Consider the following 26,188-nt stretch of genomic DNA (forward strand, 5'->3'; position numbering starts at 1 on the left):
GGGTGACTCGCTCACCCTTTCGACGGACCGCCGGGTGGGTGTCGCTCCTGCCGACGCCGCCAACCCCCGTACGGGCGTACCGAATTCGACCACCGGTGAGCCCCGACCAGCGCCCTCGCGGGGTGTGCCCTCCGCTTCGAACGCCCACGGCCACTCCTTTGATGTGTTCGATCCCGGCAAGGCGCCCGGGTCGGGCGGTGACCAGCTGGCCTTCCGGCTCGTTTCCCAGCGCGACGTTGCGTGGGCCGGCGTGCTCTTCGCCGCTGTCGACGCCCGCAAGTGAGGCGCGTTCCCGCCCCTCTTGAGCACCACCCGTGAGCGAGGAAACCGCGCATGCACCAGTCAGCCACCGACCCTCGGCCACGGGTCCTGCACCTCACCCAGCCGGTGGACGGCGGGGTCGCCCGGGTGGTGACGGACCTGGCGCGAGCCCAGCTCGCGGCGGGTCTGCACGTCACGGTCGGCTGCCCGGGCGGCCCGCTCGCCCCCGCGCTCCGGGCGCTCGGCGCCGACGTGCGGGACTGGCAGGCGACGCGCTCCCCGGGCCCCGCGCTCCTTCAGGAGGTACGGGGGATCTCCCGGCTGATCGACGCGGTACGGCCCGATCTGGTCCACGCGCACAGCGCGAAGGCCGGACTCGCGGGCCGGCTCGCGGTGCGGGGGCGCATCCCGACCGTGTTCCAGCCGCACGCCTGGTCCTTCGAGGCGGTCGGCGGCCTCACCGCGGCACTCGCGCTGCGGTGGGAACGGGAGGGGGCGCGCTGGGCGCACCGGGTGGTGTGTGTCAGCGAGGCGGAGCGCACCACCGGCGTGCGCGCCGGGATCTCCGGCCGCTGGAGCGTGATCCCCAACGGCATCGAGCCCGAGCGCTTCCACCCCGCCGCCGTCGGCACCGTACGGGCGGCGCTGCTGCCCGAGGTCGATCCGGCCGCCCCGCTCGTGATGTGCGTGGGCCGGCTGTGCCGGCAGAAGGGCCAGGACCTGCTGCTGCGGGCCTGGGAGGCCATCCTGGCGCGGGTGCCGGGGGCGCGGCTGGTGCTGGTCGGTGACGGTCCTGACGCCGACGCCCTCAGGACCAGGGCACCCGGGTCCGTGGTGTTCGCGGGCGCCGTCCACGACACCGCGCCCTGGTACCAGGCCGCCGACCTGGTCGTCCTGCCCTCGCGCTGGGAGGGCATGGCGCTGGCGCCGCTGGAGGCGATGGCGTGCGGGCGGCCGGTCGTGCTGACGGATGTCGCGGGCGCCCGGGAGAGCCTGCCCCCGGGTCTCGCGCCGCGCTGCCTGGTACCGCCGGGCAGTCCGGCCGCCCTCGCGCGGGCCGTCTCCGATCTGCTGCTCGACCCGCTGCTGCGCGAGTCGCTCGGCCATCAGGGGCGGCGGCACGTGCTGGCCACGCACGACGTACGGCACACGGCCGGGGCGGTGGCGGACGTGTACCGCGAGCTCCTCGGCGGCGACGCAGGGCGCCTCGCGCCCACCGAGTACAGGGAGTCCATCCACTCGTGACCGCGGAAAGTACCGTCCCCTCGCCCGGCGGGCAGCCACGGGGTCTGAGATTCTCGCCCGTCTCGGTCATGGCGCCGCGCGGCACCACCACCGGCTTCCGGTTCCCGCTGCGCCGTCCCCCGGCCCGGCCCGCCTCGCCGGTGCCGCTGCTCGCGGCCGACGTCTTCGCCGCCCTGCTGGGCACCTGCGCGATCCTGCGCCATCCGCTTCTCGTGGCGCTGCTGGTCGCCGTGTCGGCGCTGCTGCGCCCGCACCTGTCCCGGCCGGTGCCGGGCGTCCTGGACGAACTGCCCACCGTCTGCGGCCGGATCGCGGTGGCCTGGCTCGCCGTCGCGGCGCTCGTGGCGGCGCACGCGCCGGAACACGCGCTGAGCGCGACCACGCTCGCCACCGGCTTCCTGATCCAGTCGGTGGTGGCGTGCACCGGCCGCGGCATCGTGCACGGTCGGCGCCGCATCGCCCGGCTGACCCGCCCGCGCGCGGCACTCGTGGTCGGCCCGGCGCGCACCGCGCAGCGGGTGGCCGCCGCCGTGCAGCGCCATCCGCAGTGCGGGGTACGGCCGGTGGGCGTGGTGGCCGACGAGCCGGACGGCGGCGACGGTCTGCCGGTGCTGACCGCGGGCGAGGAGGTCGAGCGCGCCCTCATCCAGAACGGCGTACGGGACGTCCTGGCCGTCCATCCCTCCGTACGGTCCGAACAGGGGCCGCTGCTCAGGGCGCTCGCGGAGTCGGGCTGCACGGTGTGGGAGGTGGACGCGGACTCGCCGTCGTACGAGACGCGGCACCAGCTGGCCGGCTTCTCCTGCCGCCGCCTGGACCTGGGTGTACGGCGACACGGCAGCGTCGGCAAGCGGCTGCTGGACGTGGCCGTGTCCGGGACGCTGCTGCTGCTGGTCAGTCCGCTGCTGCTGGTGTGCGCGGTGGCGCTGCGGCTGATCGACGGGCCCGGAGTCGTGTTCCGCCAGGAGCGCATCGGCAAGGACGGCAAGCCGTTCACGCTGCTGAAGTTCCGCACCCACCGCCCGGTCGACGAGCACGAGGCCGCGACCCGTTGGAGCGTGGCGAACGAGATCCGGATGTCGTGGTTCTGCCGCTTCCTGCGCAAGACCTCGCTGGACGAGCTGCTCCAGCTGTGGAACGTCCTCAGGGGCGACATGAGCCTGGTCGGTCCGCGGCCCGAACGCCCCTACTTCGTGGCGAAGTTCAGCCAGACCTACCCCGGTTACGCGGCCCGGCACCGGATGCGGACCGGCATCACCGGTCTCGCCCAGATCAACGGGCTGCGCGGGGACACCTCCATCGAGGACCGGGCCCGCTTCGACAACGCCTACATCGACAACTGGTCGCTGTGGCAGGACATCTGCATCCTGCTGCGCACCGCGGCAGCGCTCGTGCGTCCGACGGGGAGCTGAGCCGCGATGACCCACGCGCCCGGGGCAGCGGCCGAGCCTGCCCCGCCCCCAACCCCGCCACTGCTGTCCCGCGTGCGCGAAATGCCCCCGGTGCTACCGGTGTTAGCGGTGGTCGCCCTGCTCGCGCTGCCGCTCGGTCCTGGCGGTGAGGGCGGCGCGGGGCCCGCCGACGCGGTCTCCGCACTGGTGGTGCTGTACTGCGTGCTGCGGCTCGTACGGGAGCGGCGGCGGCCCCTGTCCGGTACGGCCGCGGTGCTGCTGGGCCTGCCGGTGGCCGGGCTGGCCGTGGCCGCGATGGGGGCCTCGTCCGCCGGAGCCGGGCTCACCGGCATGGGCCGCTACCTCCAGATCTTCGTGCTGGTCCCCGCGGCCGTGCTGCTGCTGATCCGGGGCCGGGCCGACTTCCGGCTGCTGGCCTGGGCGTTCGTGGGGCTCGCGCTGGGGCAGGGGGCGCTCGGGGTGCACCAGTTCCTGACCGGGACCGGCGCCTCCTACCAGGGCGAGGAGATCCGGGCGGTCGGCACCTTCGGCGCGCAGGACGTGATGGGCATGGCGACCGTCGTGTCCTTCGGACTGGTGTGCGCGGTGGGTCTCGCGCTCGGCCTCAATCCCCTACGGCAACGGATTGTTGCCGCCTGCTGCGCGCTCGCGCTGCTGGTGCCCCTGGCGTTGTCCTTCAGCCGGGGCGCGTGGATCGCGACCGTGGTGACGATCGTGGTGCAGCTGGTGCTGGCCGGGCTGCGGCGGGCGCTGAAGGTGGGGGCCGTGGTGGCCGCCCTGGGCGTGATCCTCGTCGGCGGTTTCGGGGTCGGTTCGGCGATGCTGCAGGAGCGGGTCGACAGCATCACGCAGGTCACCGACGCGCCCGACCAGTCCGTCACCGACCGCTACACCATGTGGGCGGCGGCGGTCGGGATGTGGCGCGAACACCCGCTGACCGGTGTGGGGTTGAAGGGCTTCCCCGAGCACCGGGACGCGCACGCCTCGCTGGCGCTGTCCGCGGGCAGCGACACGGAGGGCGCGGGCGCCGCGTTCCGCAGGCAGCCGCTGCTGTCCCCGCACAACATGTACCTGCTGATCCTCGCCGAGCAGGGCCTGATCGGGCTGCTGGCCCTCGCGGGCGGCTGGCTCGCGCTGCTGGTGTGCGGGCTGCGGCGGCTGCTGCGGGCACGGCGGCGGTCGGGGTCGGGCCTGGACTGCGGGCTGGTCGCCTGCGGGCTGCTCGTCTGGCAGTTGACCGACTTCGCCTACGCCGACATCGGCGGCCCCTCGACCGTACTGACGGCGGTGTGCCTCGGCCTGACGGCATGGTGGTCCCTGTCCTCACCCGCCCCGGCACCCCGGACCGCTCCCAGCCCCCCGCTCCGCGAACCGGCCGAGAAGGCCACGCTCCGATGAGGGTGACACGCCCACGGACGCCCCGGGACGCGGGGCCATCCCAGGGCACGCGAGCGTCGGTCCCAGCCCCGGACGCGCAGCCCTCGGAGCCGACCCGGGACACGCGGGCATCGCAGCCGCCGCGGGACGCGGGGGCATCGGGGGCAGCCCCGAGCACACGGGCGTCGGAGGCGGCCCGGGACGGTCGGGCCTCGGACCCAGCCCAGGACCCGCTGCCTTCACAGCCACCCAGGGACACACAGGCATCGGGGGCAGCCCCGAGCGCGCGGCCTTCGCAACCGCCCCAGAGCACGCGGGCCTCGAACCCAGCCCGGGACGCACAGGCATCGGACCCAGCCCGGGACCGGCGGGTTTCGCAGCCGCCCCGGGACGCGCAGGCATCGGGGGCACCCCCGGCCACGCGGGCTGCACAGCCACCTCAGCGCACGCGGGCGTCGGACCTCGCCCCGGACACACAGCTTTCGAGCCCCGCCCAGGACCCGCAGCCTTCGCAACCACCCCAGAACACGCGGGCCTCGAATCCAGCCCGATACGCGCAGGCCTCGCACCCAGCCCAGGACCCGCGAGCTTCGCAGCCGCCCCGGAACACGCAGGCATCGGGGGCAACCCCGGGGGCCCGTACGACCGTAGAGCCCACTGCGCCGAGCGCCGCCGGCCCCCCTCGTGGGACCGGTCGGGAGTCGGCCCGCGGGACCTCCCAGGGACCGGCCCACGGATCCTCCTGGGAACCAGCCGACGTGACCGCCCAAGCACCGCCTGCGCCGACCGGCCGCACCGTTCGAGGTGTCGGGTCCGCTCGTCCGTCCGCCGCCGGCCCCGCCCCGTCCTCCGTGCTCGCCCCCGTTCCCCCCGCCCGCTCCGCCGAGACCGGCCCGCTCGCCGGGCAGGACACCGAGCTCGCCCCCGTCTCACGCGGGTTCCTCGCCAAGGCCACGCTCGTCACCGCCGTGCTGTCCATCGCCGGTGCGTTGCTCGGACTGGTCCGGGACCAGGCGCTGGCCCGGCTGTTCGGGGCGGGGAGCGAGACCGACGCGTTTCTCGTCGCGTGGACCGTCCCGGAGTTCGCCTCGACGCTGCTGATCGAGGACGGGCTGGCGTTCGCGCTGATCCCGGCGTTCAGTCTGGCACTGGCCCGGCGGGCCCAGGGCGCCCCCGGCGACCCGGTCCGCTCGCTGGTCGCGAGCACCCTGCCCCGGCTGTCGCTCGCCTTCGTCGCAGTGTCCGCGCTGATCGTCGCCACCGCCCCCTACCTCGTGGCGGCACTCGCTCCCGGCCTGCCCGACCCCGCGCTCGCCGTCGACTGCACACGCCTGACCGCCCTGTGCGTACTGGGCTTCGGGTTCACCGGCTACTGCAGCGCGGCCCTGCGCGCCCACCGCCGGTTCCTGGCGCCGGCGGCGATCTACGTGGCGTACAACACCGGCATCATCACGGCGATGTTCGTCCTCGGCGGGCACTGGGGCGTGCGATCGGCGGCGATCGGGGTCGCGGTGGGCAGCGGACTGATGGTCCTCATTCAACTGCCCTCTTTCGTGAGGCAGTTGTGTCGCAAGCGGGTGACCCGGACGGAGCCCGTGGCCAGCACCGAGCGGGCGGTGACCGCCGCCCTCGTCGCGACCGTCCTGCTCTTCGCGCTGTGCCGCCAGTCCCAGGTCCTCATCGAGCGCTTCCTCGCCTCGACCCTCCCCGCCGGCGCCATCTCGCACCTGAACTACGCGCAGAAGGTCGCCCAGATCCCGATGACGCTGTCGCTGATGCTGTGCACGGTCACCTTCCCGGTGGTCGCCCGCGCCCTCGCCGACGGGGACGTCGAGCGAGCCCGCAACCGGGTCGAACGGGACCTGGCGCTCGCGGCCTGCATGGTGCTGCTCGGCGCCGCCACGGTGATCGCGTGCGCCCCGCAGATCATCGAACTCCTCTTCCAGCGGGGCGCGTTCACCGCCCGGGACACGGCGGCCACGGCGGACGTGATGCGGGTGTACGCCCTCGGACTGCTCGGCCAGACCATGACCGGCTGCCTGGTCCGCTCGTACTTCTCGGCGGGCCGGCCCAGCTGGTACCCGGTCGCCGCGATGGCCGCCGGGATCGTCGTGACCTCCTGGGTCGGCGCCTGGACCGTGGCCCCCTGGGGCGTCCTCGGCATCGCCGCCGCCAACGCCTGCGGCATCACCGTCACGGCCGCCCTGCTGCTCGCCGGGATGCGCCGCCGCAGCGTCCCGATCCGCACCCGGCCGGTGCTGGCCGAGCTGAGCAGACCGCTACGGGCGGCGGCGGTCGCGACCCTGGCGGGCGCCTGTGCCGCGAGCATCGCAGAAGCCCCCCTGACCGGCCTGGTCATCGGCGCGACGACCGTCCTCATCGTCTTCTGCCTGCTCGCCCGGGCTCTCGGCTCCCAGGGCTTCGCCCCCGTCCTCCAGTCCGTCCGCTCCGTCACACGAAGGCTCGCTCATGGCCGCACCCATTGAATCCACCCCGTGGATCGCGATGTACCACTCGGTGGGCGACCGCTCCGACGACCCCTACCGCGTCACCGTCACCCCCGACCGCCTCGACGGCCAGCTGGCCTGGCTGCGCCGCCGCGGGCTGCGCGGTGTCTCCGTGTCCGACCTCCTGGCCGCGCCCAGCCGCAAGGGCCTCGTCGGGCTCACCTTCGACGACGGCTACGCCGATTTCCTCGACCACGCCCTGCCCGCGCTGCGCAGCCACGGCTTCGGCGCCACCCTCTTCGTGCTGCCCGGTCTGCTCGGCGGCGACAACGCCTGGGATCCGCTGGGCCCGCGCAAGCCGCTGCTGAGCGCCGGCGGCATCCGCGAGGCGGCCGAGGCCGGCATCGAGATCGGCTCGCACGGGCTGACCCACGTGGACCTGACGACCGCGGACGACGTCCTGCTCAAGTCGGAGGTCGTCGAGAGCCGGGCGGTGCTGGAGGAGCTGACCGGCGCCCCCGTCGAGGGCTTCTGCTACCCGTACGGCAGTCTCGACCGACGCGCCGTCGACACCGTCCGGGACGCCGGGTACGCCTACGCCTGCGCCATCGACCCCGGCTCGATCGACAGCCCGCTCGCGCTCCCCCGCGTCCACATCGGGCAGAGCGACACCGCCGTACGCCTCTTTCTCAAGTACCGGCTGCACCGGCTGCGCCGCCGTCCGGTGGAGGGGATCTGAGGTGAGGGCCCTCCATGTCATCACCGGCCTCGGCGTCGGCGGTGCCGAGCAGCAACTGCGGCTGCTGCTCAGGCATCTCCCGGTCGACTGCGAGGTCGTGACGCTGACCAACCCGGGCGCGGTCGCCGACGGGCTGGTCGCCGACGGCGTACGGGTGACGCACCTCGGGATGGCCGGGAACCGGGACCTGGGCGCCCTGCCCCGGCTGGTCCGGCACATCAGGTCCGGCGGCTACGACCTGGTGCACACCCACCTCTACCGGGCCTGCGTCTACGGCCGTCTCGCCGCGCGTCTCGCGGGGGTCCGCGCGATCGTGGCCACCGAGCACTCCCTCGGCGACTCGCAGATGGAGGGCCGCAGGCTCACCGAGGGGGTGCGCGGGCTCTACCTGGCCAGCGAGCGCCTGGGCCGGGCCACGGTCGCCGTCTCCCCCACGGTCGCCGCCCGCCTGCGGCGCTGGGGTGTGCCGGAGCCCCGGATCGAGGTCGTCCCGAACGGGATCGACCTGGACCGGTTCCGCTTCGACCCGGCGCGACGGCTGCTCACCCGGCAGCGGCTCGGCCTGCCCGAGACGGCGTACGTCATCGGCGGCATCGGGCGCCTCCACCCGGGCAAGCGGTTCGACGTCCTGATCCGCGCCCTGGCCCAACTCCCCGACATCTGCCATCTGCTGCTGGTCGGCGGGGGTCCCGAGGAGTACGTCCTCCGGCGCACCGCGCACGAGGCGGGCGTCGCCGACCGGGTCCTGTTCACCGGTGAACGTCCCTACGACGCGGGCGGCTCCCACGGATCCGATCTGCCCTCCCTGACCTCCGCGATGGACCTGTTCGCCTCCCCCTCCCCCGAGGAGGCGTTCGGGCTCGCGGCCGTCGAGGCGCTGGCGGCCGGGCTGCCCGTGCTCTACGCGTCCTGCCCGGCGATCGAGGACCTCCCGTCGCGCGCGAGCGGCGCCGCCCGTCAAGTGCCGTGCGACATCGACGCGTTTGCCCGCGCCATCGCGGCCGCCCGCACCCGCGGCTGCGGCCCGCGCACCGCGCCCGACGCCGCCCACCACTACAGCATCACCCGCAGTGCCGCCCAGCTGATGGACGTGTACGCGGCCGCCGTGGCCGCCCCTTCCGTGTCCCCGTCACCCCAGGGAGCAAGTTCCCCATGACCTCCGTAACCGAAGACAGCCCCCGCCGCCCCTCCCCGCTGGCCCGCGCCAAGGCCCTTCCGCCCTGGTCCCTGATCGCGGCCGGCGTCCTCGCCGGCGGGCTGCTCGGCGGGGTGTACGGCCTGGCCCAGCCGCCCGCCTACACGGCCACGGCCTATGTCGTCGCCGTCCCGACCGAGAAGTCCGACTCGGCGTCCGCGCTCGGTTTCGCGCAGGCCTACGGCCGGGTCGCCACGCAGGTCGCGGTGCTCGGGGACGCCCAGGTGTGGGCCGGCGTGCCGGTTCGGACGCTCAAGTCCAGTGTGCAGACGGCGACGTCGCCGGACGCGCCGATGGTCTCGATCACGGCCACGTCCTCGCGCCCGGATCTGGCAGCCGACATGGCCAACGCGGTCTCGCGCGCCCTGACCCGACACGCGAACGACACCAAGAGCGCCACCAACGTCGAGCTCCAGCAGTTCGCCCGCGCCACCAAACCCACCGAGCCGTCCTCCGCCTCCCCCGCGGTGACGGGCCTGGTGGGGGCGAGCGCTGGCGGGCTGCTCGGCGGCCTTGTGCTGCTGGCCCGGCCGCGACGGTCCGGTGCGGACCGGGACGGGGGCCGTCCGGCGTCAGTGCCCGCGCCCGCCGCGGCCGCCGAAGCCCACGGCCAGCTGTGACGTACACGACCGACCTCGTCACCGACGAGCGGGCCTTCGCCGAACTGGGCCCGGAGTGGGCCGGGTTGTACCGCAGGTGCGAGGCCGCGACCCCGTTCCAGAGCCACGCCTGGCTGCACTCCTGGTGGCTGTCGTACGGCAGGCCCGGCCGGCTCAGGCTGGTGCTGGTCCGGCACGAGGGCGAGCTGGTCGCCGCGGCCCCGCTGATGCGGGTGGGCCGCCCGGTGCCGTCCCTCGTGCCCCTGGGCGGCGCGATCTCCGACTACGGCGACGTGCTGCTGGACGACGCCTGCGACGAGGAGGCGGTGGCCGCGCTCACCGGGGGCCTGGCCCGGGCCGCCCGCACCGCGCTGGTCGACTTCCGCGAGGTGCGCCCGGGCGGCGCGGCCGAGCGGATCTACGACCACTGGAGCGGGCCCCGGCGCCGGGTCGGCGACTCGGTGTGCCTGGAGCTGCCCGCCGTACCGATGGACGAGCTGGTTGCCCGGCTGCCGTCCACCAAGGCCCAGCAGCGGGTGCGCGCCAAGCTGCGCAAGCTGGCCGCGCTCGGCGTCGAGCGTCATGTCGTACGGCCGGACGAGGTGGACTCGGCGCTGCGGCGGCTCATCGAGCTGCATCAACTGCAGTGGCAGGGGCGGAAGGTGACGTCGGAGCATCTGCGGCCGCGGTTCTGCGACCACCTGGTGCGCTCGGTCGGGCCGATGGTGCGGTCCGGGGACGCGGTGGTCACCGAGTTCCGGCTGGACGACGACGTGGTGGCCGTGGATCTGACGCTGCTGTCGCGGCGACTGGCGGGCGGCTATCTGTACGGCGCCCATCCGCGGCTGCGGGAGCGCAAGGCGGACGTGGCGGTGATGCTGCTCGACGCGTGCGCCGAGCACACCCGCGAGGCCGGTCCGGGCACGCTGAGCCTGCTGCGCGGCAACGAGCCGTACAAGCACCACTGGCGGCCCGAACCCGTCCTGAACCAGCGGCTGTTGCTGGCCCGGAAGCGCACCGCCCCGCTGCTGGGCGCGGTCGTCTGTGACGTGGCCGCGCGGCGGCGGGGCAAGGAACTGCTGCTGCGCTGGAAGGAGCGGAGGGAGCGTGCCGGTGGCGGCAGGTCCTGAGAGGGCCTGCCGCCACCGGTCGCGGCGGCTACCGGTGGCGCGAGAACCAGTCGAAGCGCAGGCACAGCTTCCCGCCGATCCAGTACTCCACCCACTCGCCCAGCTCCACGGGCGAGCAGTTCGGCGGGGTCGTCGGAGCGGGCGGCGTGGTGGGCGGCTTCGTCGGCTCGGTGGGCGGTGTGGTCGGTTCGGTGGGCTTGGTCGGCTCCGTGGTCGGCTCACCGGTGCGGCCGAAGAGCACCGACCGGTAGACCTCGGACGCCTTGGGGTTGTCCTCGCACTGCCACACACCGTGCGGGCAGTAGTCGGTCAGCGTGTTGTACAGCGGCTTGTGCTCGTCCATCCAGGCGAGCATGCGCTTCATGTACTCGGGATTGTCGCCGTTGCGGAAAAGCCCCCATTCGGGATACGAGATGGGCTTCTTGTGCGCCTTGGCGAAATCGACGTGTTCCTGGAGACCGTAGGGCTCCTTGACCTGCTGGTCGAAAGTGAGGCCCGACGGCTGGTCGTAGGAATCCATGCCGACGATGTCGACGGTGTCGTCCCCGGGATAGCACTCGGTCCACGGAACGGCGTCCCGGCCGCGGGTGGGGGTGAAGTCGAACTTGAACTTCTGGCCCGGGACCGACCGCATGGTGGTGACGATCCGGTTCCAGTACTTCTTCCAGGACGCCGGGTCCGGACCGCAGCGATGGGTGTACGTGATGCCGTTCATCTCCCAGCCGAGCACGATCACCGTGTCCGGCACCTTCAGGTCGACCAGGCGCCGGGCGAGGGTGCGGTAGTGCTCGTCGAACTGGCCGGCCGCGCCCCGGCGCAGCAGGAGACGGACCTCGGCGTCGGAGACGTGGTCCTCGTTGCGCTCCAGCATGGGGACGTTGAGGACGAACATCCGGTCGGCGCGTTCGTTGCGCCACCCGGCCCAGGTCTCCAGGAAGTTGGGCCTGCCCTCGATGTTGCTCCAGCGGTCGCCGGGCAGATAGGTGTGGCCGACGCGCAGGTCGGCGTTGCCCAGCCAGCGGCTGAGCTCGGCCATGCGGGTCACGCCCCGGGGGCCGTAGTCGAGGTAGGCGCCGAAGGCGGGCATGGCCTCGGGCGCGACCGGCTCGACGGGTGCGACGGGCTCCACCGTCTCCACGGGTGCGACCGGTTCGACCGGCGCCACGGGCGGAACGGGTGGCACGGGCGTGACCGAGGGCGTCGGAGCGGGAGGATCTCCGACCGCCCCCACGGCGAAACCCGGACCCGACGCCAGGGCGGCCGACGCGGCCACTGTCGCCGCGATGAACGCCAGCCGTCCGGCACGAGCCCGTCTCTGCTGTGAGTCCATTCCTGCTCCTTTCTCCACTCATGCGCTTTCCGGACAGTCCTACGACACGTCTTTTCGACTAACTGACACTCAGTCATATCGCCATGCGTTCTGCCACCGCGCCTACGGCTTTCGAGTGCCGCGATGGACCGCACGAGTGAACCGACCCGAAGGAATAGCCCGTGTCGCTGTTCGACACCCGAGTCCCCGCCGTGCTGCTGCGGATCGACCGGAATCCCTTTCACCACGGCACCCTGGGTGCCGTGCGCTCGCTCGGCCGGGCCGGCGTGGACGTGCATGTGGTCGCCGACTGCGCGGGCAGTCCGGTCCGGGTCTCCCGCTTCGCCCGGCAGCTGCACCCCCCGCCGCCCCCGGGCGCGTCCCCGCGCGACATCGCCGCCGTGCTGCGCCGGGTGGCCGCCCGCGTCCCGCACCCCGCCGTGCTGATCCCCATGGACGACGCGAGCGCCGTCGCGGTGGGAGCGCTGCGCGAGGAGCTGGCCCCCTCCTATCTGCTGCCGCAGCAGCCCGCCGCGCTCTCGGAGCGGGTCGCGGACAAGGCGCAACTGGCCGAGGTGTGCGCGGCGGTGGGCGTGCCGCATCCGGTGACGCTGGTCCCGGAGAGCGCCGAGCAGGCCGCCGCGCTGGCCTGGCGGCTGGGGCTGCCGGTGGTCGCGAAGTGGAGCCGGCCCTGGCTGCTGCCGACGGACGGCGGGCTGCGCAGCACGGTGGTCGTGCGTTCCCCGCAGGAGGCGCGCGAGCTGTATCTGCGCACCGAGGAGGCGGGGAGCCGGCTGCTGCTCCAGGAGTTCCTGCCGCCGGGGCCCGACCACGACTGGTTCTTCCACGGGTACGCCGACCGCGCCGGCGTGCTGCGCGCGGGCGGCCCCGGCGTCAAGGAGCGGTCCTGGCCGCGCGGCGCCGGCCTGACCGCGGTGGGCCACTGGCGGCCCAACCCGAAGGTGCGGGCACTCGCCGAGCGGCTCGCTGGGGCGCTGGGCTACCGCGGCATCCTCGACCTCGACTTCCGGCGCTGCGGGACGACCGGCGACTACCACCTGCTGGACTTCAACCCGCGGCCCGGAGCCCAGTTCCGGCTCTTCACCGACAGCGCGGGCCTGGACGTCGTCCGCGCGCTGCACCTGGACCTGACGCACCGGGCGCTGCCGGAGGGGGTGGCGTCGGCCGGGCGGGCCTTCGTGGTGGAGAACTACGCGCCCCTGACCGCGCTGCGCCCGGCGTCCGGCGGGCGCGAGCTGGCCTGGCACGCGGCCGACGATCGGGGGCCCGGCTGGGCGATGTGGGCGCTGTGGGGCCGCCATGTGTGCCGGCGTCTGCTCGGCAGACTGCGCCGGCTGTGCGTGCGGCGCGGGAACCGGGGAGCCGCGCGCGTGGTGCGCCAGGCGGCAGCGCCGGTGGCTTCCCTGACCGGCCTGACCCCACCGGCAGAGCCGGCCGACCTCCCCGGTGACGAGAAGGCGAGCAGTCGCTGAGGGGAAACACCGGCGCCGGGTGCCGGGCGGTCGAGGCCCGGCACCCGGCGACGTACTACCGGCGGGACGCGGCTCGGCCTCGTCGGTACAGAACGGCGCCGGCCACGATCATCGCGGCGCTGACACCCGAGGCGGCCAGCATGGCCTCACCACTGCTGCCGGTGTGGGGCAGGTGCGGCGGCGTGGTGGGGGGTGTGGTGTGCGGCGGCCCTGTCGGGGGCGTTGTGTGTGGCGGCCCCGTGGGAGGCGTGGTGTGCGGGGGCGTCGTGTGTGGCGGCCCCGTGGGAGGCGTGGTGTGCGGGGGCGTCGTGTGCGGCGGCCCCGTCGGAGGCGTGGTGTGCGGAGGCGTCGTGTGCGGCGGCCCCGTCGGAGGCGTGGTGTGCGGAGGCGTCGTGTGCGGCGGCCCCGTCGGAGGCGTCGTGTGCGGAGGCCCCGTGTGCGGAGGCTTCGTCGGCGGCGTCGTCTCGCCGCCGCAGTCCTCGCCGTAGCCGCCGTAACCGCCGTCGGTGTCGCACTCGTCGTCACCGTAGCCGTGGTCATCGCCGTAGCCGTGACCGTGACCGCCGTGACGGCCGTGGGAGCCGCCCTTGTGCGCGGCCGGGGCGTTCGCGCAGGAGTTGCCGAACGCGGGGTCGAGCGCGGCGATCACGTCCACGGAGTCACCGCAGGCGTTCACCGGCACCTGGAGCGGCGCCTGCACGGTGTTGCCGGACAGCGCGCCCGGCGAGTCCTTGGCTGCCCCGCCCGCGTGCGAGTCGGCGATCGCGGGACTGCCGCACAGGGACAGAATGCTCGTCGCGGCGGCGGCCGCGACCATTCCCTTGCTCAGGGTCTGTCGCAATCTCGTTGTCTTCCTGCTTGAAGAAGTGGGAAAAGCCGGCCCCGAACGAATGGAAGACGTCCGAGGCCGGCCATGGCACAGCCGGGCGGCTGGCGCGTTACGTCGTCAGTCGTTGACGCACTCGTTGCCGAACGCCGGGTTCAGCAGGGCGATGACGTTCACGGTGTTGCCGCACACGTTGACGGGAATGTGCACCGGAACCTGAACCACGTTGCCGGACAGGACACCCGGGGAGCCGATCGCGGCACCCTGGGCACCGGCGTCGGCGAAGGCCGGGGCGGCCATGCCGAGGGCCATGATCGCGCCCGCGACGACAGCAGCGGTCTTCTTCATGAACTTTCCCTTCTCTGCGGTCATGCCTCTATGACGGTCGAAACCGAGCGAGCACAGTCGGAACGGCTCGCACCATGACCTGCAGGCTGTAGAACGAGGAATAGACAGCAGAAGAAACTACGGAACGTGTGTCGCGAGGTAATTCACTCGAACGCCTTGAAAGAAACGCTTCATTTGACTAGTCACAGGCATTTTGACGGTGTATCAGCGAAAAAAATCGCCCGGGCGAACGCCCGGGCGACTTCATGACGAAGGGTCAGCCGTTGGCCGCACCGTTGCCGGCGAGCACCGAGATGTCGTCCAGGATGTGCGAGGCCGGCTCGTCACCCTTGGCCTGGGTGGAGTTCTCGGCGCACTGCTGGTACTGCGGGGCCGACAGAACGGGGATGTCCTGGACACCCACGTTGACGAGCGCGAGGATCGACTGGGCCTGGGCCTTCGCCGGCAGGCCGACACAGAGCTTGTTGACCGAGCTCTGCACGAGGGTGGCCTGCGGGCTCATGTCGCCCTTGGTCACCTGGTTGCCGAACGCGCTGTGGGCACCGTTGCCGCTGGCCGACTTGGTGCCGCTGTCGTCACCGATGGCAAGCGCCTGCGGGGCAGCCGCCGCCGAGGCACCGACGACGGACGCGGCGACCGCCGCCACGGCCATTGCCTTCTTCAGCATTTCGCTTTCCTTTCCTGGGGCACAAGACGCACTGTTCCTGCCTCCGCATCAACCGGTGGCAAGGGGATTGGTTTCGACGCTTCACCCGAACGGCCCGCACCGGGTGCGGAATCGACCAAAACCCCCTATGGGCCATCGGAGTGAATGGCAGGAACCATGCGGGGCCGCAGCAGTTGACCAGAACGCTCCGGTGGACGGGGTTTCCTCAGAAGGGACTAGCAAGTGATCAAGAAGGTTCTGGCCTCTGCCGCGGTCGCCGCTTCCGTCGCGGGTGTCGCCTCCCCCGCCATGGCCATCGGCAACGACGGGGGCACCACGTCGGCCAGCGGAAACCACGCTTCGCAGTCGTTCGGCAACTCGGCCACGTACGGCAACATGAGCCCGCAGATGGCGCTCATCCAGGGCTCCCTCAACAAGCCCTGCATCGGCCTGCCGGCGAAGCTGAACGCCCAGTCGATCGCCGCGCTCGTCAACGTGGGTGTCCAGGACATCCCGATCCTGTCGGCCCCGCAGAACCAGCAGTGTGTCGAGAACTCGACCCAGGCCAAGGGCGACGAGCCGCTGTCGCACATCCTGGACGACATCTCGGCCCTGTCCGGCAACGGCACCGGCAACCACTGAGCCCTCGCTCACCGCGGGCCGATGAGCCCTGGGGCTGGTTTCTGAGCCCTCGTCAGCGGGCCGCCGTATCCACGGCGGCCCGCTGACCTACTTTTCGTCGCGTGACGATGAAGAGAACCCTTTCCTCGGTCGTCCTGGCGACCTCCGCCCTGCTGCTCGGGGGCGCCGCCGTCCTCCCCGGTGGGGCTACTTCCGCCCCGCACGGCACGAACATCCTGGTGATGGGCACGGACGGCCGGGACACCATCTCCGCAGCGGAGAAACGGAAGTACCACGCCGGCGGCATCGCCTGCGACTGCACGGACACGCTGATGGTGGTCCATGTGTCGGCCCGCCGGGACCGCGTGAGCGTCGTCGCCCTGCCGCGGGACTCCTACGCCGACATTCCGGCGTACCGCGACGAGGCCACCGGCGCGAAGCGCCCCTCGCACCCCTCGAAGATCAACGGCGCGTACGCCGAGGGTGGCCCCCGGCTCACCGTGGCCACCGTCGAGTCCATGACCGGGCTGAACATCCACCACTTTCTCCAGCTGGACTTCCGGCGGTTCATCGACGCGGTGAACGACGTCGGCGGCGTCGAGGTGTGCACTCCGCGGCGCCTGAAGGACCGGGCCACCAAGCTGGATCTGAAGCCGGGTGCCCACCGGCTCGCCGGCGGGCCCGCGCTGCAGTACGTCCGCTCCCGGCACGTGGACCGCGCGGCCGACCTCGGCCGGATCCAGCGGCAGCAGCGCTTCCTGGTCCAGGCGCTGCGCGGGCTCCGGGCGAAGGGCCTGCTGACCGACCCGGCGGCGACGGCCCGGCTGGTGCGCGTGTTGCTCGGTTCCGGGCAGGTCGACCAGGGCTTCGGCGCCCGGGACCTGGTGGAGCTGGCGGCCGCGCTGAACAAGGTGCCGGCGAGGAACACCGAGTTCGCGGCGGTGCCGGTCGCCGGGTTCAACGAGACCCGGCCGGACGTCGGCTCGACGCTGGCCTGGGACCGGGCGAAGGCGGACGCGATGTTCGGGAAGCTGCGCGAGGACCGTCCGCTGCTGAGGGCGGGGGCGCATCCGAAGCCGTACGACCCGCCGCGGCTGATGCGTTCCGTCACGGTGCGAGGGAGTGCTTACGCCTGCAGATGAGGGGCGCTCGCGGGGGGTCGTGCGCGCGCTGGGCCAATCGGGGCAAAGCCCGCAACCCCGGTGGGGGTTCGGGCGTTCTCGATCATGCAGCTCCTCCCCGGAGTCCGCTTTTCGAAGGGAATGAACATGAAGAAGCTGTGGGCAACCGCGGCTGTCGCCGCGTCCGTCGCCGGTCTCGCCGGAGCGGCCGCCCCCCAGGCGCTTGCCATCGGTGACGACAAGGGCACCACGTCCGCCAGCGGCAACGGCGCCTCGCAGGAGTTCGGCAACTCGGCCACGTTCGGTGACATGAGCCCGCAGCTCTCGCTGGTCCAGGGCTCGCTGAACAAGCCCTGTGTCGGCCTGCCGGCGAAGGTCAACGCCCAGTCGATCCTCGCGCTCGTCAACGTCGGCGTCCAGGACATCCCCGTCCTGTCGGCCCCGCAGAACCAGCAGTGCGTCGAGAACTCGACCCAGGCCAAGGGCGACGAGCCGCTGTCGCACATCCTGGACGACATCTCGGCCCTGTCCGGCAACGGCGCCGGCAACGGCTGAGCCTCGGCTCCCCCGCGACGGCGGGTCACCGGTTCTCCGGTGGCCCGCCGTTTCGCATGTCCTGGGGCCAACGGTCGGCTCACTTGCGGTAGATCGCCTCGATCTCCTCCGCGTAGGCCGCCGTCACCACGTGCCGTTTGATCTTCAAGGACGGGGTGAGCAGGCCGTTGTCCTCGGTGAACTCCCCCTCGACCAGCCGGAAGGCGCGGATCGACTCGGCGCGGGAGACGACGAGGTTGGCGTGGTCGACGGCCTTCTGGATGTCGGCCCGCAGCCGCTCGTCCTGCACCAGTTCGGCGTGCGGGGTGTCGGCGGGCAACCCTCGCACCGACAGCCAGTGGGTCATCGCCTCGGGGTCGAGGGTGATCAGGGCGGCGACGAAGGGGCGGTTGTCGCCGACGACGAGGCACTGGCCGACGGGGGCCCGGCTGCGCAGCCGGTCCTCCAGGACGGCCGGGGAGACGTTCTTGCCGCCGGAGGTGACGATGAGGTCCTTCTTGCGGCCGGTGATGGTGAGATAGCCGTCCTCGTCGAGGGCGCCGAGGTCGCCGGTGGCGAACCACTCGTCCTTCAGGACCGCGTCCGTGGCCTCCGGGTTGTTCCAGTAGGCGCCGAAGACGACCCCGCCCCTGATGAGGACCTCGCCGTCGTCGGCGATGCGGATCGCGGTGCCGGGGATCGGCTGGCCGACCGTGCCGGGGCGGGGGCTCAGCGGCGGGACGATGGTGGCGGCGGCGCTGGTCTCGGTGAGGCCGTAGCCCTCGTAGATGATGATCCCGGCCGCGGCGAAGAACAGGTTGAGCTCACGGTCGAGGGGGGAGCCGCCGCTGAGGGCGTAGCGCATGCGGCCGCCGAGCTCCTTGCGGATACGGCGGTAGACCAGCAGGTCGTACAGGCCCCAGGCGGCGTAGAGGCCGGGTCCTGGCCCCTTGCCGCGGCCCAGGAACTTGTTCAGGTACGCCTCGCCGAAGCGGACGCCGATGCGGTGGGCGCGGTCGAAGGAAGCGGCGCGGCCCATCTTCTCGGCGGTGGCGCGGCCGGTGGCGTGGATCTTCTCGAAGAGGTACGGCACGCCGACGAGGAAGGTCGGGCGGAACTCCTTGAGTGCCGGGCGCAGTTCGTCGGGCTTGATGCTCGGGCAGTGCCCGATCTCGATACGGCCCATCAGGCAGGCGATCTGGAGGGTGCGGCCCATGATGTGGGCGAGCGGGAGGAAGAGGAGGGTGGAGGCGGTCTGGTCGGTGACCTCCTTGAAGATGGGGTGGAGGAGTTCGACCGTGTTGGCGGCCTCGGCGTGCAGGTTGGCGTGGGTGAGGACGCAGCCCTTGGGGCGGCCGGTGGTGCCGGAGGTGTAGCAGACGGTCGCGATGGTGTCGGGGGTCAGGGCGGCTCGGCGCTTGGTGACCTCCTCGTCGGGGAGGCCGTGGCCGAGGGCGGTGAGTTCGTCGAGGGCTGCCGCGTCCAACTGCCAGACGCGGGGCGGGGCTTCGTGGTCGGCGGTGCCGGTGGCCACGGTCGCCGCGTTCTCGGCGTTCTCGGTGACGACATGGCGGGCGCCGGAGTCGCGGACGATCCACTCCACCTGCTGGGCGGAGGAGGTGGCGTAGACGGGGACGGTCTGGCCGCCGGCCGCCCAGATGGCGAAGTCGAGGACCGTCCACTCGTAGCGGGTGCGGGACATCACGGCGACCCGGCCGCCCGGTTCGACGCCTGCCGCAATCAACCCCTTGGCCACGGCGGTGACTTCACGGGCGAAGGCGGCCGCCGTGACCGGCCGCCAGGTGTCGTTCTCCTTGCGGTGCAGGACCACGGCGTCGGGTGTCTCGGCCGCATTGGTGAACGGGAGGTCGGCGATGCTGCCCGTGGTCGGGGGCGGGGCGAGGGGCGGTGTGCGGGCCTCCCGTACGACACCGCCCTCGTCCTTGACGACCTCGACCCTGGTGCGGCCCGCCAGGTGTTTCGCCCTCTTCAGATCCCTGCGTACGCCCATGGTGGCTCCCCGGTCGGCTCCGACTGGGCCGCTAACTTACTCTCAAGTAAGAAAAGGTCAATGGGTGCGGTGTCAGTCCGCGAGGTGCCGGGCCTGCCGGATGGTGTCGGCGAGTCCGCGTACCGTGCCGTCCTCGGTCCGGTCCGCCAACTCGTCTGCCCAGTCGGCGAGTTCCCGCATGGACGGCCGTCCCGGAAGGCGGTCGTCGGTGGAGGTGTCGCGCAGGGCGTCGGCAAAGTAGGCGGCGACCGCGTCGACCTGGAAGCGGGGGTTCGCCTCGCGCAGCGAGTCGTCGATGGTCTCCAGTGCGGCCGACCTCTCGTGCGGGGCGCGGGTGTCGGGGTCCTGCCAGCGGACGGTCGCGGTGGCGAGGTGGCCGTCGGCGCCGGGCTCGGTGCGCACCGCGTAGAGGGCGGTGACGGTGTGGCCGGGGCCGACCTCGCCGCCGTCCACGCGGTCGTCGCGGAAGTCGTCGTCGGCGACGCGACGGTTGTCGTAGCCGATGAGGCGGAACTGGCGGACGGTCCGCGGGTCGAAGGCGACCTGGGCCTTGGCGTCGCGGGCGGTGAGGTCGATGTTCTGCGGGAGTTGTTCGCAGAAGACCTTCTCGGCGTCGTCGGCGCCGGAGACGTAGACGGTGTGGCCGTCGCCCTTGTCGGCGAGGCGTTCCATCAGGGCGTCGCCGTAGTCGCTGCCGACCCCGACGCCGAAGAGGGTGATGCCGTGCTCGCGGCGGGCGGTGTCGATGCGGTCGAGGATGGAGTCGGGGTCGGTGTCGCCGTCGTTGGCGAGGGCGTCGGAGATGAGGACGACCCGGTTGGTGGCGCCCTCGCGCAGGCCGTCCACGGCGGTGCGGTAGCCGGTCTCGACGCCGGCGCCGAGGTTGGTGGAGTACGTCGGCTCCAGGCTGTCGACGGCCTCCTGGATCCGCTCGCGGTGGCCGCCGAGGCGGGTCATCGGCAGGACCGTCTCGGCCTCGTCGCTGAAGGTGACGAGGGCGACGGAGTCGTCGTCGCGCAGGCGGTCCGTCATGGTGGTGAGGGACTGCTGGGCGAGGTCGAGCCGGCCGGGTTCGGACATGGAGCCGGAGATGTCGATGACGAAGGTCAGGGCGGCCGGCGGGCGCCGGTCCGAGTCCTCCTCGGCGCTCCTGGTGGCGAGGCCCACGCGGATCAGGGACCAGTCGTCGCGGTCGGTGCGGGCGCCGTCGACGGTGACCGTGAAGCCGTTGCCGTCGGGGCGGTCGTAGTCCTGGCGGAAGCTGTTGACGAACTCCTCGGGGCGGATCGTCGACGGGTCGGGGCGGCGGCCCTCGGCGAGGGTGCGGCGGGCGTAGCCGTACGAGGCGGTGTCGACGTCGAGGGCGAAGGTGGAGAGGAGGTCGGGTGTCTCCCGGTCCGGGGAGTCGTGGTCGCGGGACTCGTCCGAGTCCTGTTCGCCCCGGGGCTGGTCCGGGGCCGGGAAGGCCGAGCCGTACGAACCGCCCCTGGAGCCGTCCGCGCTGCTCTTGCCTCCGCTGTCCTCGCCCCCGCCGCAGCCGGTGAGCAGCAGGCCGCCCGCCACTGCGAGGGCGAGCACCACCTGTCGTGTCCGCTGTCGCTCCATCGTCCCTACCCCCTGGGCCCGTTGACGTCGGCTTCTGCGACTGTGACGGGCCGGGGGGCCGGAACGTGCGCCACGGAGCGTTGCGGATGGGTATCGAAGGGGGCACGGAGACGGCCCGTCGAGACCGGTGGGTGATCTTCCGTTGACCTAGGAGACCACGTCCTTGCGGGCGAAACCCCGGAAGGCCAGGGCGAACAGCACCAGGGCGAGCGTTATCGACAGGGAGGTGCCCTGGATCATGTCGGACCACCGCAACGTCGGCTGCACGGCGTCCAGCCAGGCGTACTGCCAGTGCGAGGGGAGGAAGTCGCGCCAGTCGCCGAGGGCCGTCACCTGGTCCAGCACATTGCCGACGATGGTCAGCCCGACCGCGCCGCCGACCGCGCCGAGGGGGGCGTCGGTGCGGGTGGAGAGCCAGAACGCCAGGGCTGCGGTGACGAGTTGGGAGATGAAGATGTACGCCACCGTGATCAGCAGGCGTTGCGCCGCTGTCCCCGGTTCCAGTGCGCCGCCGGTGGGAAGCTGGAGCGGGCCCCAGCCGTAGGCGGCGGTGCCGACCGCGAGGGCGGTCAGCGGGAGCAGGAGCATCGCGGCCAGGCTGAGGGCGAGGCCCACAACGAGCTTCGACCACAGCAGACGGGCCCTCGGCACGGGTGCCGCGAGGAGATAGCGCAGGGAGGACCAGCTGGCCTCCGAGGCGACCGTGTCCCCGCAGAACAGTGCGACGGGGACGACCAGGAGGAAGCCCGCGGAGGCGAACAGGTTCACCGCGGCGAAGTTCGCCCCGGACACCGTCGCCGTGTCCATCAGGTTGACCCGGGTGTTGTCCGAGCCGGGGCCGCCGCCCAGCTGGAAGGCGATCAGCAGGACGAAGGGCAGGGCGATCAGGATGCCGAACATGACGAGGGTGCGGCGGCGCTTCAACTGCCGTACCAGCTCGACCCGGATCGGCAGCGTGCGGCCCGCGCGGTAGCCGTCGGCCACCTCGACGGGCGCCGCGCGGTCGGTCACCGTGCTCATGCGGAGTCTCCGATCAGGGTGAGGAAGGCGTCCTCGAGGCGGCGGTGGGGGCCCACCGACTCCACGGGGACCTCCAGCCGGACGAGTTCGGCGACCAGGTGTGCCGCGCTGCCGTCCGCGTCGAGCCGTACGAGAAGGCCGTCGTCGGTGGTGATCGCCGAGGCCACGCCCGGGAGGGCCGCCACCTTCTCGGCCACGGGCTCCTCGACCGGTACGGCCGTGCCGACCAGGAGGGTGTCGCCGGAGCCGACGATCTCGGCGACCGGGCCCGCCTGGACCAGCTTGCCGTGGTCCATGACGACGAGGTGGGTGCAGGACTGCTCGACCTCGGAGAGGAGGTGGCTGGAGACGATGACCGTGCGGCCGGCCGCCGCGTAGCGGATCATCACCTCGCGCATCTCGCGGATCTGCGGCGGGTCGAGACCGTTGGTCGGCTCGTCCAGGATGAGCAGGTCCGGCAGGCCCAGCATGGCCTGCGCGATGGCCAGGCGCTGGCGCATGCCCTGGGAGTAGGTGCGGACCGCGCGGGCCAGGGCGTCGCCCAGGCCGGCGATCTCCAGTGCCTCCTCCATGTGGGCGTCCTCGGACGGGCGGCCGGTGGCCCGCCAGTACAGCTCCAGGTTCTCCCGGCCCGACAGGTGCGGCAGGAAGCCCGCGCCCTCGACGAAGGCGCCGACGCGGGAGAGCACGGGGGCGCCGGGGGCGATCGCGTGGCCGAAGACGCGGATCTCGCCGCCGTCCGGCTTGATCAGGCCCATCAGCATGCGCAGCGTGGTGGTCTTGCCCGCGCCGTTCGGGCCGAGCAGGCCGAGGACCTGGCCCTTCTCGACGCGGAAGGAGAGGTCGCGGACCGCGTACCGGTCGGCGGACTTGGCGTACCGCTTGCTCAGGTCGGTGATCTGCAGGGGGACTTCCGCCAGCTCGGGCTCGGGGGCGGCGGGGGCCGTCGTACGGCGGCGGCCGGTCACCACGAGGATCAGCGCGAGCACGGCGCCGGCCAGTGGAAGCCACCACACCCAGGCAGGCAGGGGGGCCTGCGTGTTCTTCTCGCTGAGCGCGGTCGGGACGGACAGGTCGCTCTTCAGGGAGACGGTGTACGTCGCCGGGGCTGTCGGGGAGGCGTAGCCGAGGTCCGTGGAGGCGAGGACCAGCCTGAGGCGGTGGCCGTCCTCGATCTCGTGGTCGATGGCGGGGAGCGTGATCGTGACGTCCTTGCCGGCCTTGGCTCCCTCGACCCTGATCGGCTCGACGAGTTGGGAGGGCAGCGTCTGCCGGCCGTTCGCGTCGACGTCGTACACCTTGGCGAACAGGACCGCGTCGTCGCTGGTCGACTTCACGTGGACGGTGACGGTCGGCGAACCGGTGATCTGGAGGTCGTCCCTGGCCGGTGCCGACTCGAACGCGGCGTACTGGCCCGGGAAGTCGAGGGAGACGCCGACGCCGAGGGAGGAGAGCTGGGAGAGGCCGCCCCCGCCCAGGCCGGGGAGGGCCGAGACGGCGGGCGGTGCCGCTCCGGCCGGGTTGGCGAAGTCCTGCTCGCGGCCGGTCAGGGCGATCCTGCGGTCGTCGCCCTCCAGGCCCGGGTACGTGTCGGCGGTGACCCCTGCGAGGCGGGTCTCGCCGTCGCCGGTGCCGGTGCCGAGGGTGCGGGTGACGCGGAAGGCGGGGCCGGTGTCGGCGCTCTTGTCGTCCTTGAGATAGCGGTCGAACCAGTGCGTCACACGGGACTGGACGCGGCTGGTCTCCAGGTCGCCGCCGTCATGGCCGCCCGCGATCCAGTCGACGTCGACGGGGGCGCCGTTGGCCCGGATGGCCTTCGCCGCCTGGTCGGCCTGGTTCAGAGGGAAGAGGGAGTCCGTCTGGCCCTGGAAGAGGAGGGTGGGGACCTTGATGTCCTTGGCGACGGCCGACGGCGAGCGTTCCTCCAGCATCTTCTCGGCCTGCGCGTCCGGGACGCCGGACTGGGCCACCCGCTCGTACATCGCGCAGATCTGCGGCTCGAACTTGTCGCAGCCGCCCGCGGAGTTGACGAAGATGCCGGCCCAGAGCTTCTTGAAGACGCCGTTCGGGAAGAGGGCGTCCGAGAGGTTCCAGTACGTGATCGAGGGGGCGATCGCGTCCACGCGGTCGTCGTGGCCGGCGGCGAGGAGGGAGATCGCGCCGCCGTAGCTCGCGCCCGCCACGCCGACTCTGGGGTCACCGGGCTTGTCGAGCCGGACCTGGGGCTGCTTCGCGAGCCAGTCGATCAGCCTGCTGACGTCCTTGACCTCGGCGTCGGGGTCGTTGAGGCCGACCTTGCCGGTCGACCTGCCGAAGCCGCGCGCGGACCAGGTCAGGACCGCGTAGCCGTCTCTCGCGAGGTCCTGTGCCTGTTGGCGTACGTCGTTCTTGCTGCCGCCGAAGCCGTGGCCCAGGAGGACCGCCGGGCGCCTTTCGGTGCCGTTCGTCGTGAAGAACGAGGTGTCTATGCGGACGCCGTCGATCGCCATGATCTGGTCGTCGCGGTGCACCGGGGGTGGGTCGTCGGAAGCGGCGGCCGTCCATGTCCCGGCAGCGGCGAGGACGACGACGGAGGCCGCGGCGGCGATCCACCGCGGCCTCCGGAGGCGTCGAAGATCCATGATTCAACGGTACGGGGTGAAACTGTCGGGGAGTTGTCGACCGAGGGCTGAACTCCGGGCCATCCTGGGGGTGGACTCGGTCGCGTCTCGTACAGCAGGTGCGGTACGGCCATGAGCTCGGGGGCTTCTGTCGTGTGCCGGCTGCTGCGCCGTTGTGGTTGGTCGCGCCCACGCGGCGGAGCCGCACATCGATGCAGCCCCGCGCCCCTGGGCAGGTCTACTCACTCGGAATCGAGACCAGCCACCTCGTGTCCCTGCGGGGGCGCAGGTACAGGGCCCAGTACAGGGTCGCCGCCGCGGTGATGCCGCCCGTCCACAGCAGGTACTCCGTCTCCTGCTGGGTCAGGATGTAGGCCAGTACGGCTATCAGCAGGATCGGCATCGCGGGCCACAGGGGCATGCGCCAGGCCGGGGTGTGCTTGTGGTGGGGGCGGCGGGAGAGGAGGGCCGCGACCGCCACCAGGAGGTACATGCCGGTCACCGAGACGCCTGTCACGCCGTACAGCGTGTCGAGGTTCACGAAGCACAGGGCGGCGCCCGGGACGCCCACCGCCAGCGTGGCCACCCAGGGGCTGCCGAAGCGGCCGAGCTTCGAGAAGAGGCTGTTGACCGGGGACGGCCAGGCCTTGTCCCGGGCCGAGGCGAACAGGACCCGGGAGTTCTGGATGACCATGACGATGCCGGCGTTGATGATCGCGAGGGCGACGCAGAGGCTGACGAAGGTGCCGACCGCCGAGTTGGACCAGGCCGTGACCATGGTGCCGATGTCGCCGCCGGTCAGCTCGGACAGGTCGGAGGCGCCCAGGGTGATCGCGACCACCGGGACCAGGATGATCACGGTGGAGATGGCGAGGGTGGCCAGGACCGTACGGGCCACGTTGCGGCGGGGGTTCTCCAGTTCCTCGGAGAGGTAGACGGCCGTCGAGAAGCCCTGGGTGACGAAGAGGGCGATCGCGAGGCCGGAGACGATCAGCATGGCCGTCACCGCGTCCGTGCCGCCGTTCGCGCCCGCCACCTGCATGGACAGCAGGCTGCCCGGGCCGCGTTCCGCGTGGGTGAAGCCCAGCAGCGCCACCACCGCCGCCGCGATCACCTCAAGGACCAGGAAGATGCCGGTGATCCAGGCGTTGGCGCGCAGGTCGAGGAGGCCGGCGAGGGTGGCCAGGAGCATGACCGCGGCGCCCGCGAGGGAGGGGTCCAGGTGGATCACGGGGGCCAGGTAGTCCGCGGTGCCCATCGCGATCACCGGCGGGACGATCATGACGACCAGGAGGGACAGCACGAAGACGAGCCAGCCCGCGAGCCGTCCCGCCAGCGTCGAGACCATCGCGTACTCGCCGCCCGCGCTGGGGATGAGGGTGCCCAGCTCCGAGTAGCAGAACGCCACGGCGACGCAGAGGAGGGAGCCGATGGCGATCGTCAGGGCGGTGGCGGTGCCGAGCGTGCCGAAGAGATCGGGGACGACCACGAAGAGCGTGGAGGCCGGGGTCACGCAGGACAGGGTCAGCAGGGTGCCGCCGACCACGCCGATGGAGCGGTTGAGCCTGGCGTGGCCGTGCTCCCGCGCCTCTGGGACGGCGGTGTCGGCAGGGCGGAGGGTGTCGGTCATGGTGCTGCATGGAACCCCG

The 26,188-nt window shown here is 72.5% G+C and carries 21 protein-coding genes; 12 read left to right on the forward strand and 9 right to left on the reverse strand.

The window, feature by feature from the left end; genetic code table 11:
- Positions 1–333: 333 nt before the first annotated feature.
- From IOD14_RS37930 to IOD14_RS37965, 8 genes are all read left to right on the forward strand, one after another.
- Complete coding sequence (locus IOD14_RS37930; RefSeq protein ID WP_212672674.1) at positions 334–1,506, forward strand: glycosyltransferase; 1,173 nt, start codon at positions 334–336, stop codon at positions 1,504–1,506.
- On the forward strand, positions 1,503–2,918 hold the full coding sequence (locus IOD14_RS37935; protein ID WP_212672675.1) for a sugar transferase: 1,416 nt from the start codon (positions 1,503–1,505) through the stop codon (positions 2,916–2,918). The genes IOD14_RS37930 and IOD14_RS37935 overlap by 4 nt, the downstream gene beginning before the upstream one ends.
- A gap of 81 nt (positions 2,919–2,999) precedes the next feature.
- Entirely contained in the window at positions 3,000–4,316 is a 1,317-nt protein-coding gene (locus IOD14_RS37940; RefSeq protein ID WP_249126172.1) for an O-antigen ligase family protein, read from the forward strand.
- 737 nt (positions 4,317–5,053) lie between these two features.
- Positions 5,054–6,781 (forward strand): lipid II flippase MurJ, encoded by a 1,728-nt coding sequence (locus tag IOD14_RS37945; protein WP_212672677.1) that lies wholly within the window; start codon positions 5,054–5,056, stop codon positions 6,779–6,781.
- Complete coding sequence (locus IOD14_RS37950) at positions 6,765–7,481, forward strand: polysaccharide deacetylase family protein (protein WP_212672678.1); 717 nt, start codon at positions 6,765–6,767, stop codon at positions 7,479–7,481. The genes IOD14_RS37945 and IOD14_RS37950 overlap by 17 nt, the downstream gene beginning before the upstream one ends.
- 1 nt (position 7,482) lies before the next feature.
- A complete protein-coding gene (locus IOD14_RS37955) occupies positions 7,483–8,637 on the forward strand; it encodes a glycosyltransferase (protein WP_212672679.1) in 1,155 nt (384 codons plus the stop codon).
- Positions 8,634–9,296, forward strand: coding sequence for a lipopolysaccharide biosynthesis protein (locus IOD14_RS37960; protein ID WP_123989331.1), 663 nt, complete (start codon positions 8,634–8,636; stop codon positions 9,294–9,296). The genes IOD14_RS37955 and IOD14_RS37960 overlap by 4 nt, the downstream gene beginning before the upstream one ends.
- Positions 9,293–10,405, forward strand: a complete 1,113-nt coding sequence (locus tag IOD14_RS37965; RefSeq protein WP_212672680.1) for a GNAT family N-acetyltransferase — start codon at positions 9,293–9,295, stop codon at positions 10,403–10,405. Before IOD14_RS37960 ends, IOD14_RS37965 begins: the two co-directional genes overlap by 4 nt.
- 28 nt (positions 10,406–10,433) lie before the next feature.
- Here IOD14_RS37965 and IOD14_RS37970 read toward each other — a convergent pair whose 3' ends face one another.
- Positions 10,434–11,735: a glycosyl hydrolase gene (locus tag IOD14_RS37970; protein WP_212672681.1), complete on the reverse strand. Its 1,302-nt coding sequence runs from the start codon at positions 11,733–11,735 to the stop codon at positions 10,434–10,436.
- A gap of 161 nt (positions 11,736–11,896) precedes the next feature.
- On the opposite strand from IOD14_RS37970, the gene IOD14_RS37975 reads away from it, so the two are divergent.
- Entirely contained in the window at positions 11,897–13,207 is a 1,311-nt protein-coding gene (locus IOD14_RS37975; protein ID WP_212672682.1) for an ATP-grasp domain-containing protein, read from the forward strand.
- A 55-nt stretch (positions 13,208–13,262) separates the two neighbouring features.
- On the opposite strand, the gene IOD14_RS37980 is transcribed toward IOD14_RS37975, so the two are convergent.
- The 3 genes from IOD14_RS37980 to IOD14_RS37990 form a co-directional block, all read right to left on the reverse strand.
- Positions 13,263–14,048 carry a chaplin gene (locus IOD14_RS37980; protein ID WP_249126173.1) on the reverse strand — a complete coding sequence of 262 codons (786 nt, stop codon included), beginning with the start codon at positions 14,046–14,048 and terminating at the stop codon, positions 13,263–13,265.
- 105 nt (positions 14,049–14,153) lie between these two features.
- Positions 14,154–14,381 carry a chaplin ChpD gene (gene chpD, locus IOD14_RS37985; RefSeq protein WP_123992654.1) on the reverse strand — a complete coding sequence of 76 codons (228 nt, stop codon included), beginning with the start codon at positions 14,379–14,381 and terminating at the stop codon, positions 14,154–14,156.
- Between the two features lie 256 nt (positions 14,382–14,637).
- Positions 14,638–15,048, reverse strand: coding sequence for a rodlin (locus IOD14_RS37990; protein WP_123989336.1), 411 nt, complete (start codon positions 15,046–15,048; stop codon positions 14,638–14,640).
- A gap of 222 nt (positions 15,049–15,270) precedes the next feature.
- On the opposite strand from IOD14_RS37990, the gene IOD14_RS37995 reads away from it, so the two are divergent.
- The 3 genes from IOD14_RS37995 to IOD14_RS38005 all read left to right on the forward strand — a co-directional run bounded on the left by IOD14_RS37995 (position 15,271) and on the right by IOD14_RS38005 (position 17,324).
- Entirely contained in the window at positions 15,271–15,669 is a 399-nt protein-coding gene (locus tag IOD14_RS37995; RefSeq protein WP_123989337.1) for a rodlin, read from the forward strand.
- Positions 15,670–15,776: 107 nt separating this feature from the next.
- Positions 15,777–16,790, forward strand: coding sequence for an LCP family protein (locus tag IOD14_RS44815; protein ID WP_212673491.1), 1,014 nt, complete (start codon positions 15,777–15,779; stop codon positions 16,788–16,790).
- A gap of 126 nt (positions 16,791–16,916) precedes the next feature.
- Complete coding sequence (locus tag IOD14_RS38005) at positions 16,917–17,324, forward strand: rodlin (protein ID WP_123989339.1); 408 nt, start codon at positions 16,917–16,919, stop codon at positions 17,322–17,324.
- Positions 17,325–17,403: 79 nt separating this feature from the next.
- Here the strand turns inward: IOD14_RS38005 and IOD14_RS38010 are convergent, their stop codons facing one another.
- The 5 genes from IOD14_RS38010 to IOD14_RS38030 form a co-directional block, all read right to left on the reverse strand.
- A complete protein-coding gene (locus IOD14_RS38010) occupies positions 17,404–19,314 on the reverse strand; it encodes an AMP-dependent synthetase/ligase (RefSeq protein ID WP_212672683.1) in 1,911 nt (636 codons plus the stop codon).
- Between the two features lie 72 nt (positions 19,315–19,386).
- Complete coding sequence (locus IOD14_RS38015) at positions 19,387–20,919, reverse strand: VWA domain-containing protein (RefSeq protein ID WP_212672684.1); 1,533 nt, start codon at positions 20,917–20,919, stop codon at positions 19,387–19,389.
- Between the two features lie 147 nt (positions 20,920–21,066).
- A complete protein-coding gene (locus IOD14_RS38020) occupies positions 21,067–21,939 on the reverse strand; it encodes an ABC transporter permease (RefSeq protein ID WP_212672685.1) in 873 nt (290 codons plus the stop codon).
- The gene (locus tag IOD14_RS38025; RefSeq protein ID WP_212672686.1) at positions 21,936–24,560 is read right to left on the reverse strand and encodes a CocE/NonD family hydrolase; all 2,625 of its coding nucleotides are present in this window, start codon (positions 24,558–24,560) and stop codon (positions 21,936–21,938) included. The genes IOD14_RS38020 and IOD14_RS38025 overlap by 4 nt, the downstream gene beginning before the upstream one ends.
- 217 nt (positions 24,561–24,777) lie before the next feature.
- Positions 24,778–26,169, reverse strand: a complete 1,392-nt coding sequence (locus IOD14_RS38030) for an APC family permease (RefSeq protein ID WP_212672687.1) — start codon at positions 26,167–26,169, stop codon at positions 24,778–24,780.
- Between the last annotated feature and the right edge of the window lie 19 nt (positions 26,170–26,188).

The organism is Streptomyces sp. A2-16, assembly GCF_018128905.1.
Classification (GTDB): domain Bacteria; phylum Actinomycetota; class Actinomycetes; order Streptomycetales; family Streptomycetaceae; genus Streptomyces.